Raw genomic sequence first — 20515 nt, 5'->3', positions numbered from 1 at the left:
TTTTTTTTAGTTCATTTGTCCTAAGCGTTCAATAGTTCATTAGCCATTAGTTCATTTGTACCAAGAGCCTACTAAGCAATACGCTATACTAATTACCGATGAACAACTGAACGAATGAACCAATAGGCAATATGCTACACTAATGACTAATGAACAACTGAACCAATGAACCAATAGGCAATATGCTACACTAATGACCAATGAACCACTGAACAAATGAACCAATAGGCAATATGCTATACTAATGACTAATGAACCATTGAACGAATGAACCAATAGGCAATATGCTACACTAATGACTAATGAACAACTGAACCAATGAACTAAAAACTATTCATAAAAATAAACCCTTTTAACCCTTTGGGAGATACTGGTCAGAATTTCATACGGAATAGTGCCGATATCATTAGCCAGCTGCATAATGGTGTGCTCCTTATTAAAAACAATAGCCTCATCGCCTGGCTTAACATCAATACCTGTAATATCCAACATGGTCATATCCATGCAGATTGAACCAATTGTTGGTACCAAGTGGCCATTAATCAGCATTTTACCTACACCATTGCCAAAATACCTGGTATAGCCGTCAGCATAGCCAATTTTTACCGTCGCTATTTTTCCACCATTTGGCATTACTCCTCTCCTGCTATAACCTACAGTTTCGCATGGAGCTAATGTTTTCACTTGCGTAACCGTAGTTTTAAGCACCATTACGGTCTGCAAACCCCGATTATTCGGCAGTGCAGCGTCGAAACCATACAAGCCTATACCTAAACGCACCATATCCATTTGCCCTTCTGGCCAACGCGAAATGCCCGAAGTATTGGATATATGAAGCAATGGCTTGTAGCCTAAAACTTCGACCAGCTGGTTGGCGATAATTTTAAACCTTTCGATCTGCTGTTGCGTAAATCCATCATGCGCTGCTGCATCGCTTGCCACCAAATGAGAAAAAATACTTTGAACCTTTACCCTGGCCGAGTTTTTAAGCAGATTAGACAAAGTATCGATTTCTGACTGATCAAAGCCCAAGCGGTGCATGCCACTATCTATTTTAATGTGGATGGGGTAATCGAAATCATAATCAGACAATGCATTTAAAAAACTATTTAGAATTTCTACACTGTAAATTTCGGGCTCAAGCTTGTGTTTAATGATGGCTTCGAAAGCAGACTCTTCAGGGCTCATCACCATAATCGGTAAAGTGATTCCCGCTTTCCGCAAAGCGATACCTTCATCAGCATAAGCTACCGCCAGATAATCTACCTTATGGAACTGCAATAAATTGGCAATCTCGAAACTTCCGCTTCCGTACGAAAAGGCCTTAACCATGGCCATTATTTTAACACCTGGTTTGATTTTAGAACGGTAAAATTGCAGATTACCAACCATGGCATTCAGGTCGATTTCTAAAACCGTATCGTGTATTTTCTGGGTAAGCAGTTTACTGATCCTGCCAAATTCGAACCGTCTGGCCCCTTTTACCAATATGGTTTCGTGGTTAAACTGTAAACCGGGGAAAGCATCGATAAAGGCATTGGTATCGTCGAAAAACTGTGTTTCAAACTTAAAAAGATCAGCATACCTGGAAATATGAGTCCCAATACCAATCAGGCGGTTTACTTTCTTCTGTAAAAGCAATTCGGCTATCTCCGTATATAAATCCAAATCATCTCTTCCCGTTTCAAATAATTCGGAAAGAATAACAGTTTTCTTTGCGTGCTGATTCTGTTGATTTAAAAAATCCAGGGCAATGGCCAACGAAGAAATATCGGCGCTGTAAGAATCGTCGATAATGGAACATTGGTTAATCCCATTTTTCAGTTCTAAACGCATGCTCACATGGCTCAGTTTTTCCAAACGTAAATCGGCCTGCTCTGGTGTATAACCTAAGGCCAGTAAGGTTGCCCAGCAGATCATTCCATTTTCTATCGAAGCTTTATCTTTAAAAGGCAAAATGCATTCAATTTCTCTATTTTGATAAATGGCCCTCAGGTAACAGTTGCCTTCGATGGGCTCAACCGCAATAACCTGAAGATCTGCCGTTTGTTTGCTGCTCCAGCTAAATTGTTTTTTACCTGGTAACTCCTTTGCACTTATTTCGCTTACATATTCGGGCGAATAGATAAACAGTTCGGATGCTGCAAAGAGTTTCAGTTTCTCTGTTAGTTTTTCCTTTTTAGAGCTGAATCCTTCGGCATGTGCTTCACCGATATTGGTTAAAATTCCAATTTCGGGACGGATAATTTCAGCTAAATGCTGCATCTCGTTAACTGCAGAAATGCCCGCTTCAAAAATACCAAGGGTATGACCGGCCTCAATCTGCCATACGGAAAGCGGCACCCCAATCTGCGAATTATAACTTTTCGGGCTTTTAACAATATTAAAATCAGCTGCCAGGAGCTGGTATAGCCATTCTTTAACAATTGTTTTTCCATTACTCCCTGTAATGCCAATTGTTTTTAAATCAAATTGATTCCGGTGCTCGATAGCAAGCTTTTGAAGCGACGCCAAAGCATCATCCACCAGTAAAAAATTGCAGTCGGGATATTCGTTAATATATTTCGCTTCGGTAATTACAAAATTCCTGATTTCCTTTGCATAAGCATCTCTAATAAATTCATGTCCATCGCGGTGTGAAGACAGGGCAAAAAACACAGAATTTTCTGGCACCAAAACCGAACGGCTATCAACCACCAGATATTGAATAATTACCTGTTCATCAACTAATTTGGTATCGGCATTTAAAATTTCGGCTATTTTGGCAATGGTGTATATTGGATTTTGCATGCTATTATATTCAGAAAAATACGGTAATCGCTATTATTTTTACGAATTTCAGTAAATAATTATGAAAAGCGGTAAACAAGAAGCAGTATTATTAGATAAAAAACAAGCGATGGTAAAAGCCGAGCATTTTTGTGCTTACCAAGAACGTTCGCAAAAGGAAGTACGGTATAAACTGGTAGAATGGGGCATGCGTGGCGATGAACTGGAAGAAATTATAAGCGAACTGATTTTGAATAATTTTTTAAATGAAGAAAGGTTTGCAAAAAGTTATACATCGGGCAAATTCAACATTAAACATTGGGGCCGTGTTAAAATTAAACAGGGTTTGAAATTGAAAGGTGTACCGGATAAAATTCTGCAAAAGGCAATTTATAGCATCGATGATGATGATTACTTACAGACCATCGAAAAATTAGCTTTAAAAAAATCAGAGAGTTTGCACGAAAATGATCCGTTTAAAAGAAAAAACAAGCTAATGAGTTACCTTCAGGCAAAAGGTTTTGAAACTGATTTAATTTTACTTGTGCTGAAAGCCAGCAATTTAAATTAAATATTAAATTTTTAACAAGAAATCTCTTGACAGAAATATAAATCTGCCTATATTTGCATCACCAAAACGAAACAACAACATCAGTTTTGTTCATGCGAAAGTAGCTCAGTTGGTAGAGCACGACCTTGCCAAGGTCGGGGTCGCGAGTTCGAATCTCGTCTTTCGCTCCAAAATGCCTTCCTACCAGAAGGCATTTATTTTAAAGTTAACCTACCGAAGGATTTCGGAACAGGCTAATGCTCGGGTGGTGGAACTGGTAGACACGCAGGACTTAAAATCCTGTGCTTTCAAAGGCGTGCGGGTTCGATTCCCGCCCCGAGTACACACAAAAAATCGAACGAAAACCTTTCAGAAATGAAAGGTTTTTTTGTTTATAGCAGAAAAAATCAATTATTTAAATTTCCAGAATACAGATTAGCGGTTTAATTTATTTTAATCTTCTCCGTTTTGATCATTTAACCAGATATCTATTATTAACGTATCCTTTAATACCTTCAAAAACGACATTACTCCATTCGCCTTCTCTCGAAATTTCGCTAAGATAATCGCCTTTTAAAATAACTTTTTTCTTTCTCGAATTAATAGATGGTCCTGTTCTAAGGTTTAAGGCTGCTTTTGCCCTGTAAAGGTTGGCTACGTTTAGCGCAGCTCTTTTTAAATTGACATAACCATCTTTTTGATCGCCAATATTCCATTTGGCCTGCAATTGTTGCCAGGTATAACCAAAATCGAACTGAAAATGTGGTGGATCTTTAAAACTCTTCCAATCGCCGCCCCACTCCCAGCCATTGGCTTTAAAAATGGCAACTACTTCTATCCAATCGGCAATACCATCTCCATCGAAATCTTTAACCGTATTCCACGAAGTTTCCTGACCATCTATAATCAGGACAAAATCCATGGCTAAACCATAATTATGTATCGATTGACCTGCCTTTGCATTAGTCACAACATTTCCCATCGGCTTACTTTTCGATTTGCCATCAGGGTTAACCACAGTCCGTCCCAATTTATATAAAGCATCTTGCTCCTCAAATGTGCGCAAAGTAGCAGTTATCCTGGCTCGTGCGCTACCCGTTAACTTTAATTCTGCTTTAGAAAAAGTGTCTGTTGCTAAAGCCCTTAAATCAGGGTGTAATAATTGAATTCTGGATTGGCTTAATTTATCCATATGGTGATCAATTAAAGTTTATAAACCTTTTTATTTTGGCAAGCAAGAATTACAAACGCTATCAGAATAAATAATCTATTGTGTAACAAACATAAACTTGAAAAGTTCTACATCCCAGAAGGGCTACATTGAGCACCAAAACAACATAAAACCTTATAAACCTTAATTTCCAGAAATTTATCCCACTGATTTTTAAGCACTAAGGACTTCATTCGAAAAATTTATTTTATTTTTTTGCTTTAAAAACTTTAATTCCTATATTTGCAACCCCAAAGGAATACAACACTATGTATTAATTTGCGAAAGTAGCTCAGTTGGTAGAGCACGACCTTGCCAAGGTCGGGGTCGCGAGTTCGAATCTCGTCTTTCGCTCTAAATGCCTTCTTACCAGAAGGCATTTATTTTAAAGTTAACCTACCGAAGGATTTCGGAACAGGCTAATGCTCGGGTGGTGGAACTGGTAGACACGCAGGACTTAAAATCCTGTGCTTTCAAAGGCGTGCGGGTTCGATTCCCGCCCCGAGTACACACAAAAAATCGAACGAAAACCTTTCAGAAATGAAAGGTTTTTTTTTGTTTAAAAGTTATTTATCTCATCACTCCTGAGGAATCCCGAGCGGGGGGATCAAGAATCTATTTCAATTATTATTGTTGATAATGACAATTGGCAAATATCGCCTTATAATTGTCTTGTTTCGCCCCACCCTGCGCCTAAGCATTAGCGTATATTTGTATGCCAGCTTAGCTGTAAACCCTGCACCCATATAAAATGAACCCGCTAACCGAACTCATAGCACCAAAGAACCGTAAATATTTAGAAAGCCTGTTGCTAAAACTTCAAGCAAACACTTCTGCTGTTTGGGGGAAAATGACCGCGCAACAAATGGTTGAACACTTGATAAGCCAGGTTGAATATACCAATGGCAAAAAGAAACCTTTCTGTGAAGTTTCAGAAGAAGAAGCAAATCGCGCCAGACAAACCAATATCTACACAGCTGTAGAAATACCAAGGAATGTCGTATTCGGAACACCTCAGCAAAAGTTACTGTATCGAGATCTGATTAGTGCCACTAAACAGTTAATGGCAGAACTTCGTGATTTTGACCAGTATTTCGCTGAACCGGGTAAAACCGAAATACATGGCGCATTTGGACCAATGACCTATAAAGAATGGCTGATCTGGCATAGCAAACATTTCTATCACCATTTGCAGCAATTCGGATTAATAACAAGATCTGAAATTTAATGCTTACCCAGGTTCTATTATGCTCAAAGCTAACATACCTTGGCTTAATTTTTTGATCTACATCCTAATATGACCTCTTTTTTCAATATTGCTTATAAATATTCCTGGTGTCCAACAACTTTCTTGCTTGGTGCGAAAGAATTCCTTCGCTAAAATACATACTTAACTGCCGCTCATCAGCAATAATTAGCCTCTAAAGCGATATTTGAGTACCACCATGGTGATATTCAATCCAAGCGCTAAAAAGTTCGTTGAGATAATTGCAATGTCAGACTTATCGAAACCATAATACACCCAAAGCGCATTACCGGTCATCATTACAATAAACATAAATACAGATACCTCCCGCGCCTTTTTCTTTTTAAGTGTTTTTATAATTTGCGGAACGATCGAAGATGAGGTAAAGATACCTGCTACAATACCAATGATATCAATTAGATCCATGTATCATATTAAATTTAAAATCAAAAATGCGCCGATACGCTTAATATAGAAAATCAACAATAATCTGCCATTACGAAGCCTTTCCTTTATGTTCCCAGTGGTCCTTTATCTTTTTACCATCTTCAATTTTTAAACGCCGGGCATACCTTTCTCCTACGATTCTGCCATTTTCCATTTTCCTTCCAATAAATAACAGGATTGGCCTACCTCCATCATCGGTTCTAAAGGCCAGATCATATCGACCAAATCTTACCTCAATCATTGAAGAAGGCTCATACTGCTTCCCGAGGACATTCAATATCGGGTCTTTTAATTTCATAGTTTAATGAAAGAATGCTAATTCTATACGGTACTACTAACACGCTAACGGCAAGAGACGTTTAGATGGCATCGGCCCGCCGTTTACTTTCAGTATTATGGCTGAGGATCCTGCTGATCATGTCCTTGCGTTTTCACTATTTTGTTGTAAATACCCAGTAGCAGGAATGGTGCAGCCCATTGCCCTACAAATAAAGCATTGTGACGATGTCCGAGACATTTCAATGTCAATGATATACCCATGGAGGCAAGTGAGGCCCATAAAAAGGTATCGGATGGTAGTTTTGATGTTTGTTCCTCTATTACGCGGGCTACTTTTCCCTCGTTGTGTGATTCATTTTGCAATTCCATAATTATAAATAAAGTGATTAGAGTTATACTACTTAGATATCTATTTTATCAGATTTCTATTATCACGACAAGCGGATATCCCTAAAAGTTCAATATTTTTTCAAAACAGGTATTTTGCATCACCAACAGGTAATTATCGGCATATGTTAAATGCAGAACATGCAGTATAGTTAATTGCTTGTAAACTAAAATAGTCGTAAACAAAAAAGGCTTTCTTTGCCATAAAGAAAGCCTTTGCCAGAACAATATCCGCTTAACTTAAGATAATCTGGTAATTTACGTTTACTCTTTTCGGATAATTGCTTTCCTCGCTGTTTAAGGAAACAAATGCCGCATTGCCATGAACTTCATTTTTCAACGCATGTTCATAATGCGATTGGATAGTTTCTTGATAATCGTGCTGATGGTTTTTCGTTGTTTCGACTAATAGATTTCTATCATTCAGATTTTCTGGCAATAATGTAATATCGCAGTTTCCGTCGCTGATTTCTTTGACTAAGTATTTCATTTTTGGTTTTAAATCTTCGTTTCCTGTTTTATAAATAAGATTTCGAGAACGGTCAAAAATATGGTAAGTCTTTAGTTTGTATGTAATCTAAAAGTTAATTTTTTACTTAAAATGATGTATTAATTTTAATGCAGACTACGTTACTATCGCTACATCATTTTAATTTAGTTGCGATTGGCATGACTATTAGTCTGCTTATTATTTTTCTCGCTTGGATTACAGCCCCTTCTCAAAACCGGCTGTTGTACACGGCCTGCTGCCTAAACTATATTAAGGTTTTGCGTTAAAATAATTGCTTAAGAAAACACTCTGAAATTTAATCGCATTGGCCCAATAATCCCAGTTGTGTACACCAGGTCTGGTGGTAAAATCGTGAGGAATATTGTTATACGAGAGCTCATCATGCAAACGTACATTCATTTTATAGAAAAAATCTTCAGTACCACATTCAATGGCAATAGCAAGCGATCCAGGTTTAATGCGGTAGATCATATCAATCACACTGTTCTGTTTCCATCGTTCCGGAAATTCATCCTGTGTTCCCAATCTTTTCGAGATATTCCACCCATTTGGAAAAGGTTTAATATCTACCCCACCACTCATACTGCCTACGGCCCCATAAACATCCTGGTGTTTAATGGCCAGGTATAGTGCACCATGCCCGCCCATGCTCAAACCGGTAATGGCCCTACCCTTTTTTGCGGCTATGGTTTTATAATGCTCATCAATATAACTCACCAACTCTTTAGCTACATAGGTTTCATATTTCCATTCGGGATCTACCGGACTATCGAAATACCAACTGGTTACATTACCGTCAGGGCACACAATAATAAACTGGTATTGATCGGCCAGATTTTTAATCCCCGGTACTTTTTTGGCCCATTCGGCATAGTTACCACCAGCACCATGGAGCAGGTAAACCACGGGGAACGTTTTTCCTATTTTATAGCTATCAGGCTTAATTACCACTGCTTTAATATTTTTGTTCATCGATTTACTAAAGGTTAAAGCGGTATCTACTTCCGCAGCACTTAAAACATGGTTAAACAAAAACAAACAGATGGCTACTAAAAAGCTATTTTTCATGGGTATTTTTTTTATTATTATAATATGGTGCTAAATTTATAAAATAACTGGATATTGTTTGATGTTTCTGCGAATCGACACCAAAAAATTAATTATGTCCTGCTCATCTATTCTTTAAACAGCTAAAAAACTTTAAAACAATTTTATTACCTTTTGGTTGTTGAACGGTGAACCCATCTAAAAATGCTTAAAACCTACCCATTTTACATTAAAGCTCCTGTAATTCTTTTAGGATTAGTAATTACAGTATTTATAATGAGTGTGCTGAGAGATATTCTTGTTCCACTTGCTTTTGCTGCGCTAATTGCGATATTACTTAACCCCATTACCAATCGTTTCGAAAGAAAAATGCCTAAAATAGTTAGCATTATGCTCGCTATGATTATCGGTATTGTGGTGGTTATTGCCATACTCTATTTTCTATCTTCGCAGGTTGCCCACTTTTTCGACGATCTGGAAAGCATTAAACACAAATTATCGCAACTGTTAGAAGAAATCAGAACCTGGCTGCAAACTACCTTCGGTATCTCCTCTCAAAAACAGATGCAAATGGTTAACGATGCTGCAAATGGAAGTAAAGCTTTAATTGGCCAAACCTTAAGCGGCTTAATGGGCGTGCTCAGTGTCGTTTTTCTGATCCCTGTTTATACCTTTCTGATCTTGCTGTACAAAACATTGATCCTTAATTTTATTTATGAAGTGTTTTCGGAGGAGAACAAACAAAAAGTTGCTGAGATTTTGGGTGAAACGAAAGCAGCAATACAAAGTTATATTATCGGTTTATTGATCGAAACTTCCATTGTTGCGGTAATGAACTCTGCTGCCCTGCTGATCCTCGGTGTACAAAATGCCATTTTAATTGGTGTTATAGGGGCAATATTAAACCTGCTACCCTACATTGGCGGTATTATTGCCATAGCCTTACCTGTATTAATGGCAACTTTAACCATGGATGGTTTTACCACCCAGTTATTAATTATAGGTGCTTATGCACTCATCCAGTTTATCGATAACAATATCCTTGTACCGCGCATTGTTTCGAGCAAGGTGCAGATAAATGCACTTATTTCTATCGTAATTGTATTAATGGGTGCTGCACTGTGGGGTATTCCCGGAATGTTCCTTTCCATTCCATTTATTGCGGTATTGAAAATCATCTTTGACCGGATTGATGGACTTAAACCCTGGGGGAAATTACTGGGCGATAATATCCCGACTGAACACATGGGGCAGGTTAAAAGGTTTAGGAGAAAAAAAAAATTAGCTACTAATGATTAAGATTCTTTTGAAAACGAACATGCTGTAATACTTAGGGAACAGCGGCCCCGTTATTCGCTGTAGCCCCGATGCTAATTTAGTGCCGATTCATCGGTAAAGAATTGGGGGCTGCCGCTACTACCGGGTTATTAACCAGGGCTTGTGCAGGTAAGCACCCAGCCTAAAATAGTAATACCTAACGAGCCACCTAGACCCGATTGGAGTGAACACGAAGCCGCAGGCGAAGTAAAACGAAAAGCGGGAGGAAACCTTAATAGTAGCACCGAATTGCTCTCCTAGTATAGTAATGTCTTTAAATTACCCTTCGACTCCGTTACCATTGACAGACTCCAATAGAATGGTCGTCATTGCGAGGAACGAAGCAATCTTAATGCTCACGCTGGTAGCGATCGTTGTAAGATTGCTTCGTCGGCTGAAAAAGCCCTCTCAGCAATGACGATAATCTGAGTAGATTAATCTTTTAAATTCTCTTGTAATTTACATGGATTTTCACACCATAAATTACTCCTCGGGCTGACAATCGCTTCGTTACCCGATCATGCAACTAAATTATTGCTGGAAACACACATCACTTGTAAATTTTATTACTTTTGGTTTACGCTAATCAACATGAAACTAACCTCTTTTCTTTGCCTGACACTACTGTTTACGGCACTATTTTTCAAAGGCTTTGCTCAAAACAAGTTACAATCATCATCGTTTATCACTTTTAACGGCTACAGCCATACCGTAGCTGAAAAATTGGGGAAACCGGAACCGGTAACTGTTGCTTTTTTAGGCGGGTCAATCACCAATATGGAAGGCTGGCGTGGATTGGTAAGTAATTATTTAGCCAAAACTTATCCGCAAACAAAGTTCAGGTTCATTAATGTAGGTATTCCATCACTGGGCAGTTTACCGCACGCATTCCGCCTTCAGCGCGATGTACTCGACAGTGGGAAAATTGATCTGCTGTTTGTAGAATCAGCCGTTAACGATCATGTCAACAAAACTGCTGAACAAACACAACGGCGTGCTTTAGAGGGCATTATCAGACATACTTTAAGCAAGAACCCGAAAACGGATATTGTAATGATGGCTTTTGCCGATGAAGATAAAAATGATGACTTTAATAAAGGTAAAATTCCAACTGAAGTAAAAGTACACAGCGATTTGGCTGAATATTATCACCTGCCATTTATTAACCTCGCTTTAGAAGTAGATAAACGTATTGCCAATGGCGAATTTACCTGGAAGAATGATTTTAAAGACCTGCACCCATCACCATTTGGCCAACAACTTTATTTTAGCACCATTAAAACTTATCTGGAAGAAAATCAGAAAAACACCAATAAGAAAACTTCGGCAGGTCTTCCTAAAATTATTGATAAATTTGCTTATACCAAAGGCCAATACCTTAGCATTAATAACGCCGAAAACTTAAATACTTTTAGCATTAATAAAAACTGGAAGCCAACTGACGGGCTGGAAGGAAGACCAGGTTTTGTTAATATCCCGGTGCTCGAAAGCAATACAAGGAACAGCACCTTCGATCTGATTTTTAAAGGAAACGCCGTGGGGATTGCTATTGTATCAGGTCCGGATGCGGGCGCACTCCATTACCGCATAGATGACGGAGAAGAAAAAATGATCGATCTGTATACAGAATGGAGTTCAAGCTTACATTTGCCATGGTACCTCCTACTCGGCGATCAACTGACTAACGGAACGCACAAATTAAGTGTACGGATCAGCGATCAGCACAATTCAAAATCTACAGGTTATGCCTGTCGCATTGCTTACTTTTTAGTAAACTCGAATTGATCGTTTAATTTATTTGCTGGCCTGGGTTTGCAATCCAGATCTATTTAACTGCATATTTGCAATCTATACATAAATCAATATATTTATAGTACTTAATCGTTTTAGTTTATTAATTAAAACAATATCAACATTCATTTGCTTATAAAAAAAAACTCCTTAATGAAAAACTTTAAATTTATTATCCCAGCGCTTTTAGTATTGTTTTCTGCATGCAGCGAGGCCACCAGAAACACCGCAAACAGTAAAAGCGAAAGCATGCCTCAAACTACTGCAAATAAAACCGATTCGCTTGAGGTTAAAATGAAAATAAATGGCAATGTAGCTGCCGGAGACCCACTATTGCTAAGGTTTGTAGTGTACAACAATACCGATAGTGTAAAAACTTTCTGTATCTGGCATACACCATTCGAGCCTTTAATGAGCAGTTATTTAAGCATTACCAACGATAAAGGAGAAGAAGCACAGTACAAAGGTGCAATGGCCAAAAGAGTAATGCCACCGCCTGCATCGAGTTATTCGAAGGTAAATCCAGGTGATAGCCTGGTTGCAAACGCCGATTTACTTAAAGCCTATGATCTAAAAAAAGGATCGAGTTATAAAGCAGTTTACACAGGCGGAAATATGAGCGGCTTAGTATCCAAAGACACCGTAACCTTTGTTTATACGGAACTGCACTAGCACTCAACTTCGGCTTAAAGAACAAAAATATTCGCTAATTTTTAGTCATTTCGACTTGGTTGGCCGTATGGAGATGCACACAGGTATTTTAAATTAACTACCTATGTGCATTTTTTATCTGTGGTCAATCATTTCTCTAATTGTGAAGCTTAACTAAACAATAGTGGCATATTACCCCTTAATTTGTCGCATTTACGCTTTCTGAGTTGTTAAAGTTCCTATAACTTTATTAAAAAATTAAACACCTTAAAACATGGAAAATAAAACATCAATCACCGTAGAAACGACAGTAAATGCACCGGTAGAAAAAGTTTGGGAGTTTTGGAATAATCCGGATCACATTACTAAATGGGCCTTTGCCTCACCAGATTGGCATACCCCTTTTTCAGAAAACGATTTAAAAGTTGGCGGTAAATTTAAAAGCACCATGGCGGCAAAAGATGGTAGTATGAGTTTTGATTTTGGCGGAACCTATACCACGGTAGATCAGTATAAAAAAATCGAATATACCATGGAAGATGGCAGAACGGTAAGCATTGTTTTTGATGCACTGAGCGAACAAACCAGGCTAACTGAAACTTTCGATGCCGAATCTACCAATCCGATCGAAATGCAACGCGGTGGCTGGCAGGCTATCCTGGATAATTTTAAAAGTTATACCGAGCAATCATAAACACCTTGTTAATAACGTTTTGCGAGACAACAAGTCTAGGCAGGCTATCATTGCAGATTCTAATAAAAAAAATCGTCATCTCGACCGAAGCAACGCGGAGCGGAGAGATCTTTAAACAATGTTACCGAAAAGATTTTGCTTCGCAGAGCCTTCGGGTTCTCCTCCGAAGGAGTTCCTTTGGAACACTACGATCGAAACGTCTTGCAAGATATTTAAAGAAGTCCTTCGACAGGCTTCCATTGACAGATTCCAATAGAAATATCGTCATTGCGAGGTACGAAGATAACCGAACGGAGTGAGCTTATGAATGCCTTTAAAAACAACGGCACAAATGAATAACCTTAAAGCGCTCGCTAATAGCGATAGTTGTAAGATTGCTTTGTCGGCTGAAAAGGCCTCCTCGCAATGACGATATTTCAAGACCATTTACTTACTTTATCCATTTGCCCTAATATTCATTTTTGTGATGCAGCCTCTTGTTATCTTAGTAGCAGAAATCCCCTCTTTTTACGCCTTAAGTAACAATTCGATTATTATTTGATTCGCATAATTTTTGATTTGAACCAAATACTTTGATATAACGATCATAATTTACATTTGCCGTGTAAATTATACACTATGTCTCGTACATCTTTATTTTATTTTTCATTATCATTCTTTATCAGTCTATCTATCGGCGTAAGTGCGCAAACGCTTAGCCTTAAACAAGCTATTAACACTGCATTAAGCAATTATGGCACCATTAAGGCCAAAGATAATTATGCCAATGCATCAAAATCATCTATCCAACAAGCCAAAAGAGAGTACCTACCGAACTTCAGTTTAAGTGCCCAACAAGATTATGGTACCATTAATGGCCAAAACGGACCGCAATATGGACTTGGTGGTTTAGGAACGGCCTCATCTGGTCCAGCTTTAGACCAACAAAACTGGAATGCTGCATTTGGCGGACTCTATCTGGCTAATGTAAACTGGGATTTCTTCACTTTTGGAAAAATCAGAGAACGCATTAAAATTGCCGATGCCGCATACCAAAGAGACAAAAATGACCTGGAACAGGAGAAATTCCAGCAGGAGATCCGTGTTTCTGCCGCTTATTTAAATCTGCTGGCTGCACAAAGGTTAAGCAAATCGCAACAGAAAAATCTCGATCGCGCTATTACCTTTAAAAATACGGCCATCATCAGGGCTAAAAACGGATTAATTGCAGGCGTTGATTCTTCTTTCGCAAAAGCCGAGGTTTCTAATGCCAGAATTGCGCTAACAAAAGCTAAAGATTTAGAGCAGGAACAGGCCAACCGTTTGGGCGTGTTAATGGGATTAACCGCAACCTCGTACAAGTTAGATACTACTTCAATTACGCGTATTCCAGGCAACCTGCTGGAAGATACAGTGATCAAAAGCTCACATCCACTATTAAAGTTTTACCAGAACCGGGTAGATGTTAGCCAGCAACAGGTTAATTATTTCAAAAAATTATACTACCCTACGTTTAGCTTATTCGGTGTAATGCAGGGCCGTGGTTCGGGTTTCAGTCCGGGTTATGCCTTAGATCAGGCAGCTTATTCTACCAGTTATGCCGATGGTATAAACCCTACCCGTGGAAACTATTTGATTGGCATAGGAATGACCTGGAACCTATCGACTTTACTTAAAAACCGCCCACAGGTGCGCGCACAGGAATACATTAGCCAGGGTTTGAAGGAAGAATATAATCTCGTTGATCAGCAACTTAAAGCTCAGTTGGCACTTGCAGAAACTAAACTGACCAACGCTTTGGCCAATTACAGAGAAGCACCTGTTCAGGTAAAAGCAGCGTCTGATGCTTATCTGCAAAAAAACACACTCTACAAAAATGGGCTTACGACCTTGGTAGATCTTACACAGGCCCTGTTTACCTTAAACAGAGCCGAAACCGATCGGGATATTGCCTTTACCAATGTTTGGCAAGCCTTATTACTAAAATCGGCAGCACTCGGCAATTACGACATATTTATCAACGAATTTTAATCTGGCTATATAAATGAATTTAATACGTTTCGCACTCCGCAAGCCCATATCCATCTTAGTTTTAGTAGCTGGATTGTTCTTTTTCGGTATTGGGGCCATCAATCAGATCAAGGTTGATATTCTTCCGCAGATGAACCTTCCGGTAATTTATATCGCCCACCCCTTTGGTGGTTACACCCCCGACCAAATGGAGGCTTATTTTGGTAAACAATACGTTAATATCCTGCTTTTTGCAAACGGTATTAAAAGTATAGAAACCAAAAATACACAGGGTTTGATGTTAATGAAGTTAACCTATTACGAGGGTACCAACATGGCCCAGGCAGCTGCAGAACTAAGTGCATTATCTACAAGGGCGCAAGCTATTTTCCCGCCAGGTTCGCAACCACCCTTCGTGATCCGTTTTGATGCTTCATCACTTCCCGTTGGACAATTGGTATTGAGCAGTCCTATCCGCACCAACAACGAATTGCAGGATCTGGCCAATACATATGTACGCCCTAGTTTTTCAGCTATACCAGGTTTGCTCTCTCCTGCCCCTTTCGGTGGTAGTCCAAGAACGATAGAAATCAATGTGAACCCATCACTTTTGCGTTCACATAACCTAACGGTAGACCAAGTGGTTGAAGCCATCAGGCTAAATAACCAGACCGCACCTTCAGGAAATGTGAGGATTGGCGATAAAAACTACATCACACCAACCAATTATACCATTAAAAAGGTTAAAGATTTTGAAAACATTCCCTTGTTTAAAGGCAGTGTGCAAAATTTACAGCTCCGCGATGTAGCAACCGTTAAAGATGGAGCCGATTTAGTAGCAGGTTATGCCTTAATCAACGGCAAACGCTCGGTATATTTAAGTATCGCTAAATCTGGGGATGCATCCACTTGGGATGTGGTTAAAAACTTAAAGAAAAACCTACCGAACATCCAAAATACCTTACCCGAAGATGTTAAACTTTCTTATGAGTTCGACCAGTCTGTTTATGTAATCAACGCTGTAAAAAGTCTGATCAGTGAAGGAGCAATCGGGGCGATATTAACAGGCTTGATGGTTTTACTTTTCCTGGGCGATAAACGTGCGGCACTGATTGTAATCCTTACTATTCCAACCTCTATTATTGCGGGTGTTTTGTTCTTAAAGTTATTCGGACAAACAATCAACATCATGACCCTGAGCGGATTGGCTTTAGCCATTGGTATCCTGGTAGATGAATCGACAGTAACGATTGAAAACATCCACCAGCATTTTGATATGGGCAAACCCAAGGCTTTGGCCATATGGGATGCCTGTAAGGAAATCGCTTTTCCTAAACTATTAATCCTGTTTTGCATCCTTGCCGTATTTGCACCTGCCTTTACCATGACAGGGATTCCAGGAGCATTATTTTTACCACTCGCCCTGGCAATCGGCTTTTCTATGGTGGTTTCATTCCTGCTATCACAAACTTTCGTACCCATTATGGCCAACTGGCTAATGGTTGCACACCCTAAAAAAGGCAGTAAAAATCACCCTGGCATTACACAGGATGAGGCTGATTTTGCAGCAACGGGTATTACCCTTGAATCAGAAAAAGATACCTTGAACCAAAAAAGAGTCCTGGTTGAACGTGAAGATTTTAGTGGCAATGGCAAAATTGGTTTCTTTGATCGGTTCCGGAACCGTTTTATGCGCTTCCTTGATCGGATACTGCCTTACCGAAAAACTGTCGTTCTAGTTTATTTGGTGGTAATTATTGGTTTAGCAGCCCTATTACTGGCTAATATTGGTCGCGATGTTTTGCCAAGAGTTAACTCAAGTCAGTTTCAGCTGCGTTTACGAGCACCTGATGGAACGCGTTTAGAACGTACCGAAGAAAAAGCGAATGTGGTTTTGGCTGAGCTGAAAAAAATAGTCGGCGAAGCGCATATGGGCATTTCTTCTGTTTATGTTGGCCAACACCCTGCCCAGTTTTCGGTAAACCCCATCTACCAGTTTATGGCAGGGCCGCACGAAGCTGTTTTCCAGGTAAGTTTAAAAGACTTTGAGGAAGATATGGATGATTTTAAAGATCAGTTCAGGGAGAGAATCAAAAAAGTTCTGCCTGATGTTAAACTTTCTTTCGAACCGATTGAGCTAACAGATAAGGTATTGAGCCAAGGCTCCCCAACCCCTGTTGAAGTGCGTATTGCAGGCAAAAACAAAAAGCTGAATGAAAAGTATGCCAATAAAATCCTCGCAGAACTGAAGGAGATACCTTACATGCGCGATGTTCAGCTGGCACAGCCCATTAAATATCCATCGTTAAATATCGATATAGACAGAACCCGTGCAGCGCAGATCGGGGTAGATATGGCCGATATTTCGAGATCATTGATTGCCTCAACTTCATCATCACGTTATACGGATAAAAATATCTGGTTAGATGAAAAAGCGGCTTTGCCTTATAGTGTCCAGGTTCAGGTACCATTGAACCAAATGACCAGTAAAGATGATATTGGAGAAATACCTTTATTAAAAAATTCGGCACGACCAGTTTTAAGCGATGTGGCAAAAATTACGCCTGATACCACTGCTGGCGAAAACGATAATATTGGTGCTATGCCTTTCTTATCGGTAACGGCCAACCTTTACCATATGGATCTGGGTGCAGCATCAAAAGATGTAGAAAAAGCCATTGCAGCTGTTGGCGAACTGCCAAGGGGATTAAATGTTACCGCAATAGGCCTAAGCAAAGTTTTAACAGATACGTTAGACAGCTTACAATCGGGCTTATTTGTGGCTATTGTGGTAATTTTCTTGATGCTGGCAGCCAATTTCCAGTCTTTTAAAGTTCCATTGGTTATCTTAGCTACTGTACCGGCAGTTATTTTAGGCTCACTATTGTTATTAACCATTACCGGATCAACCTTAAACCTGCAATCTTATATGGGGATTATCATGTCGGTGGGCGTATCTATCGCAAATGCGGTATTACTCATCACCAATGCAGAACAACTAAGAAAGCACAATGGGAATGCACTCGAATCGGCACGCGAAGCTGCAGCATTACGTTTGCGCCCAATTATCATGACGAGTATTGCGATGATTGCGGGTATGTTACCAATGGCCATCGGTCATGGTGAAGGTGGTGGAGCGGTTTCGCCACTAGGCAGAGCCGTTATTGGTGGTTTACTGGCCTCAACATTCGCCGTACTCATTATATTGCCATTGGTATTTGCATGGGTTCAGGGAAAACAGACTACCGATTCGATGTCGCTTGATCCGGAAGACGAAGAAAGCACCCATTACATTAAAGGTTTACAAGAAAACGAATAAATCATTATCATAAATGAATACGAAGATATTTTCAACAACATTATTAAGTACAGGATTTTTAGTGTTAATGGCCATGTATGGTTGTGGGCACTCCGAATCGAAAGTAACACCCAAGAAAGAAAAAGAAGCAGCTATAGCCAGCTTCGATCTTAAAAAAGAGAAGCTATCTACCAAACTGAGTTTGCCAGGCGAATTAATTGCTTTGCAACAGGTTGATTTATACGCTAAAGTAAGCAGCTTCGTAAAAACCATAAAAGTTGATATCGGCTCAGAAGTAAGCAAAGGTCAATTATTGATGACTTTGGAAGCACCTGAAATGACTTCGCAACTGGCTGCAACACAATCGCGGATAAAAGCACAGGAAGCCATTTATACGGCAAGCAAAGCGAATTATAACCGTTTGTACGAAACCAGTAAAACCCCTGGAACGATCTCTACAAACGACCTGGACCAGGCTATGGCGAAAAAAAATGCAGACCTTGCACAACTCGAAGCAGCAAAAGCGGCTTACAAAGAAGTGAGTTCAATTCAGGATTATTTAACCATCAGGGCGCCATTCAACGGAATTATCTCAGCCAGAAATGTAAATTTAGGCGCCTACGTTGGCCCAACGGGCAAAGGTTCTGATTTACCTTTATTTACTTTACAAGATCAGAAAAATCTGCGTTTGGCCGTTTCCATTCCAGAAATTTATACCGGATATTTAAAAGCTGGTGATGAGATTAGTTTTACGGTTAAATCTTTGCCTAGCCAGACCTTTAAGGCTAAGGTGAAACGTTTATCAGGTGCCTTAGATTTACGCTTACGTTCTGAGCGTATTGAAATGGATGTACCAAACGCTTCGAAGGTTTTATTACCGGGCATGGTTGCTGAAGTAAATATTCCGCTTCCGGCCAATGCCAGCACCTTTATTATTTCCAAAAAAGCTTTATTGGATACCAGCGAAGGATTATTCGTGTTAAAAGTAGCCGATAATAAAGCAGTTAAAGTAGGTGTAAAAAAAGGCCGTGAAACCGACGATAAGGTAGAAGTTTTCGGCGATTTAGCAGAAGGTGACAAATTAGTGGCAGAACCGACCGAGGAAATGCATGAAGGAATGACGATTAAACCATAACTTTACCTGTATTAAGCACTTAAAATATGTTATCAAAAAATCAAGAGCTTTCTACCCTTCAAAAAAAGGAAACATTAGAAGATTTTTACAATAAATTAAAAATCACAAGGCCTGAAATTCCGACGCCAAGCTTAGGAATGATCAATGATATCGGGCACTTTAATGTTTTTAACCGGACAACTGTTTGTAGCAACGTACCATCTGTTTTTAGCCGCAGAGATTTTTATAAGATTTCGCTGATCATAGGCAATGGGATTTTGCATTACCCTGATGCGCAGATTGAAATTAAAGGACGGGCATTACTGTTTACCAATCCGAATATTCCATATTCATGGGAAAGTACTTCGCCAAAACCTGCTGGTTTCTTCTGTTTATTTACCGAGAATTTCATCCATAACCGTAACGAAACCCTTCGCGATTCTTTATTATGGCGGATTAATGATAGCCCGGTAATCCACATTAGCGAAGAGCAGGAAGTTATCTTAACAGATATCTTTACTAAAATGATGAAAGAAATGGATGGCGATTACATCCATAAATACGATCTGTTAAGAAACTATGTACAGCTTATTGTTCATGAGGCACTAAAGGTTAAACCTCAGGATGTTGTTTTTAAACAGAATAATGCATCGGCACGTTTAACTTCATTGTTTATCGAATTATTGGAAAGGCAGTTCCCCATTGGTTCTACAGAGCATATTTTGGAGTTGAAAACAGCCCACGATTTCGCCTTCCGCTTGTTGGTGCATGTAAATCACTTAAACCATGCGGTAAAAGAAGTAACGGGCAAAACCACTTCTGAACACATTTCGAGAAGGATAGCAACCGAAGCCGTGGCCTTACTGAAACATACTGAATGGAATATCGCACAGATTGCCTATTGTTTGGGTTTTGAATACCCAGCAAATTTTAACATATTTTTTAAACGTCAGATGCAATGTACCCCAAAGGGTTTTAGGGCAAATTGATCATAATCATATTAAACCTAGTCGTTTAACAAGTGAAGCGCCAATCCTCAAATGAGGAAACGGCGCTTTTTTATTGACCCACACTAAATAATGTGTTATCTCCAGTAGTTTCATCATTTCGAGCAGAGTCGAATGAAACCTGGAATCTACGGAGAGGGTCGTCACCCTGAACTCGTTTCAGGGTCTTATCAATAACGATTTTCAAAAATAGATGCTGAAACAAGTT

At 39.3% G+C, this 20515-nt stretch carries 16 protein-coding genes and 4 tRNA genes; 14 read left to right on the top strand and 6 right to left on the bottom strand.

Features of this window, described 5'->3' with window-relative positions:
* Window positions 1-330 precede the first annotated feature (330 nt).
* Window positions 331-2790 carry a bifunctional UDP-N-acetylmuramoyl-tripeptide:D-alanyl-D-alanine ligase/alanine racemase gene (locus ACTJKN_RS06680; RefSeq protein ID WP_440823566.1) on the bottom strand — a complete coding sequence of 820 codons (2460 nt, stop codon included), beginning with the start codon at window positions 2788-2790 and terminating at the stop codon, window positions 331-333.
* A gap of 61 nt (window positions 2791-2851) precedes the next feature.
* On the opposite strand from ACTJKN_RS06680, the gene ACTJKN_RS06675 reads away from it, so the two are divergent.
* From ACTJKN_RS06675 to ACTJKN_RS06665, 3 genes are all read left to right on the top strand, one after another.
* Entirely contained in the window at window positions 2852-3340 is a 489-nt protein-coding gene (locus ACTJKN_RS06675) for a regulatory protein RecX (protein WP_440823565.1), read from the top strand.
* 94 nt (window positions 3341-3434) lie between these two features.
* Window positions 3435-3510 (top strand) — tRNA-Gly (locus tag ACTJKN_RS06670).
* A 68-nt stretch (window positions 3511-3578) separates the two neighbouring features.
* A tRNA-Leu gene (locus ACTJKN_RS06665) sits at window positions 3579-3662 on the top strand.
* A 129-nt stretch (window positions 3663-3791) separates the two neighbouring features.
* Here the strand turns inward: ACTJKN_RS06665 and ACTJKN_RS06660 are convergent.
* A complete protein-coding gene (locus ACTJKN_RS06660; RefSeq protein WP_440823564.1) occupies window positions 3792-4511 on the bottom strand; it encodes a M15 family metallopeptidase in 720 nt (239 codons plus the stop codon).
* 299 nt (window positions 4512-4810) lie between these two features.
* Here ACTJKN_RS06660 and ACTJKN_RS06655 point away from each other — a divergent pair.
* The 3 genes from ACTJKN_RS06655 (at window position 4811) to ACTJKN_RS06645 (ending at window position 5757) form a co-directional block, all read left to right on the top strand.
* A tRNA-Gly gene (locus ACTJKN_RS06655) sits at window positions 4811-4883 on the top strand.
* A 70-nt stretch (window positions 4884-4953) separates the two neighbouring features.
* Window positions 4954-5037 (top strand) — tRNA-Leu (locus tag ACTJKN_RS06650).
* Window positions 5038-5280: 243 nt separating this feature from the next.
* Window positions 5281-5757 (top strand): DUF1569 domain-containing protein, encoded by a 477-nt coding sequence (locus ACTJKN_RS06645; RefSeq protein WP_440823563.1) that lies wholly within the window; start codon window positions 5281-5283, stop codon window positions 5755-5757.
* A gap of 186 nt (window positions 5758-5943) precedes the next feature.
* Here the strand turns inward: ACTJKN_RS06645 and ACTJKN_RS06640 are convergent, their stop codons facing one another.
* From ACTJKN_RS06640 to ACTJKN_RS06625, 4 genes are all read right to left on the bottom strand, one after another.
* Window positions 5944-6201: a SemiSWEET family sugar transporter gene (locus ACTJKN_RS06640; RefSeq protein ID WP_440823562.1), complete on the bottom strand. Its 258-nt coding sequence runs from the start codon at window positions 6199-6201 to the stop codon at window positions 5944-5946.
* 70 nt (window positions 6202-6271) lie between these two features.
* Window positions 6272-6520: a hypothetical protein gene (locus tag ACTJKN_RS06635; RefSeq protein WP_440823561.1), complete on the bottom strand. Its 249-nt coding sequence runs from the start codon at window positions 6518-6520 to the stop codon at window positions 6272-6274.
* 603 nt (window positions 6521-7123) lie between these two features.
* Entirely contained in the window at window positions 7124-7378 is a 255-nt protein-coding gene (locus tag ACTJKN_RS06630) for a hypothetical protein (RefSeq protein WP_440823560.1), read from the bottom strand.
* A gap of 270 nt (window positions 7379-7648) precedes the next feature.
* Window positions 7649-8467 carry an alpha/beta hydrolase gene (locus tag ACTJKN_RS06625; protein ID WP_440823559.1) on the bottom strand — a complete coding sequence of 273 codons (819 nt, stop codon included), beginning with the start codon at window positions 8465-8467 and terminating at the stop codon, window positions 7649-7651.
* A gap of 183 nt (window positions 8468-8650) precedes the next feature.
* Between ACTJKN_RS06625 and ACTJKN_RS06620 the strand changes: the two genes are divergently transcribed.
* The 8 genes from ACTJKN_RS06620 (at window position 8651) to ACTJKN_RS06585 (ending at window position 20289) form a co-directional block, all read left to right on the top strand.
* Window positions 8651-9745, top strand: a complete 1095-nt coding sequence (locus ACTJKN_RS06620) for an AI-2E family transporter (protein ID WP_440823558.1) — start codon at window positions 8651-8653, stop codon at window positions 9743-9745.
* Window positions 9746-10354: 609 nt separating this feature from the next.
* The gene (locus tag ACTJKN_RS06615) at window positions 10355-11548 is read left to right on the top strand and encodes an SGNH/GDSL hydrolase family protein (protein ID WP_440823557.1); all 1194 of its coding nucleotides are present in this window, start codon (window positions 10355-10357) and stop codon (window positions 11546-11548) included.
* A 159-nt stretch (window positions 11549-11707) separates the two neighbouring features.
* Window positions 11708-12226 (top strand): protease, encoded by a 519-nt coding sequence (locus ACTJKN_RS06610; protein ID WP_440823556.1) that lies wholly within the window; start codon window positions 11708-11710, stop codon window positions 12224-12226.
* A gap of 253 nt (window positions 12227-12479) precedes the next feature.
* The gene (locus tag ACTJKN_RS06605; RefSeq protein WP_440823555.1) at window positions 12480-12899 is read left to right on the top strand and encodes an SRPBCC family protein; all 420 of its coding nucleotides are present in this window, start codon (window positions 12480-12482) and stop codon (window positions 12897-12899) included.
* Window positions 12900-13517: 618 nt separating this feature from the next.
* A complete protein-coding gene (locus ACTJKN_RS06600; RefSeq protein WP_440823554.1) occupies window positions 13518-14909 on the top strand; it encodes a TolC family protein in 1392 nt (463 codons plus the stop codon).
* Between the two features lie 13 nt (window positions 14910-14922).
* Complete coding sequence (locus ACTJKN_RS06595; protein WP_440823553.1) at window positions 14923-18207, top strand: efflux RND transporter permease subunit; 3285 nt, start codon at window positions 14923-14925, stop codon at window positions 18205-18207.
* Window positions 18208-18220: 13 nt separating this feature from the next.
* A complete protein-coding gene (locus ACTJKN_RS06590; RefSeq protein WP_440823552.1) occupies window positions 18221-19321 on the top strand; it encodes an efflux RND transporter periplasmic adaptor subunit in 1101 nt (366 codons plus the stop codon).
* Window positions 19322-19347: 26 nt separating this feature from the next.
* On the top strand, window positions 19348-20289 hold the full coding sequence (locus tag ACTJKN_RS06585; protein ID WP_057933005.1) for a helix-turn-helix domain-containing protein: 942 nt from the start codon (window positions 19348-19350) through the stop codon (window positions 20287-20289).
* Window positions 20290-20515: the final 226 nt, after the last annotated feature.

It is taken from the genome of Pedobacter sp. 22163 (genome assembly GCF_052045595.1).
Taxonomy (GTDB): Bacteria; Bacteroidota; Bacteroidia; order Sphingobacteriales; family Sphingobacteriaceae; genus Pedobacter.
This window is presented reverse-complemented; position numbering and strand designations above follow the sequence as displayed.